At 72.4% G+C, this 971-nt stretch carries 1 protein-coding gene; it reads right to left on the bottom strand.

All coding sequences use genetic code 11. From position 1 onward, the window contains the following. A partial coding sequence (locus tag ADL01_RS21965) for an acyl carrier protein (RefSeq protein WP_199834885.1) occupies positions 1-971 on the bottom strand: 971 nt, incomplete at both ends.

Raw genomic sequence — 971 nt, 5'->3', positions numbered from 1 at the left:
GAGCACCTGGTGACCGTTGCGGCGGGCGTCCGACAGCCGCTCAAGGACGAGCATGCCGACGCCCTCGCCCCAGCTCGTGCCGTCGGCGGCGGCCGCGAAAGGCTTGCAGCGGCCGTCGGGGGCGAGGCCCCGCTGGCGGCTGAACTCCAGGAAGGTACCCGCCGTGGGCATGACGGTCACACCGCCCGCGAGCGCGAGGGTGCACTCGCCGTTGCGTAGGGCCTGTGCGGCCAGGTGCATGGCGACCAGCGACGACGAGCAGGCCGTGTCGACGGTCACCGCGGGGCCTTCGAGGCCGAGGGAGTACGAGATGCGGCCCGAGGCGATGGCGCCGGAGCTGCCGGTGCCGAGGTAGCCCCCGAGGCCCTCGGGGACGCTGCTGAGCTGGGATCCGTACTCGTGGTAGATCAGACCGGCGAAGACGCCCGTGGGGCTGCCGTGCAGCGTCGCCGGGTCGATTCCGGCGCGCTCGAACGCCTCCCAGGAGGTCTCCAGGAGGAGCCGCTGCTGCGGGTCCATGGCGAGCGCCTCGCGCGGGGAGATGCCGAAGAACGCGGCATCGAACTCGCCCGCGTCGTGCAGGAAGCCGCCCTCTCGGGCGTAGCTCGTGCCGACGCGGTCGGGGTCGGGGTCGTAGAGGGACGCGGTGTCCCAGCCCCGGCCCTCCGGGAACTCGGTGATGGCCTCTTCGCCGTCGGTGAGCAGCCGCCACAGGTCCTCGGGCGTGTGGACGCCGCCGGGGAAGCGGCAGCTCATCGCGACGATGGCGATGGGCTCGTCCTGGGCAGCGGCCGCGGTGGCCTGAGGCCTGTTGTCCGCTGCCGTGTCCGCCAGGTCGCCGAGGATTTCGGTGCCCAGGTAATGGGCGAGGACCTTCGGAGTGGGGTAGTCGAAGACGAGCCCGGCGGGCAGCCGTGTCTCGGTGGCGGCGTTGAGGCGGTTGCGGAGTTCGACGGAGGTGAGGGAGTCGA

Source organism: Streptomyces sp. NRRL WC-3618 (assembly GCF_001280005.1).
GTDB lineage: Bacteria > Actinomycetota > Actinomycetes > Streptomycetales > Streptomycetaceae > Streptomyces.
The sequence above is the reverse complement of the archived record's forward strand: the minus strand, read 5'-3'. Positions and strand labels throughout refer to the sequence as shown.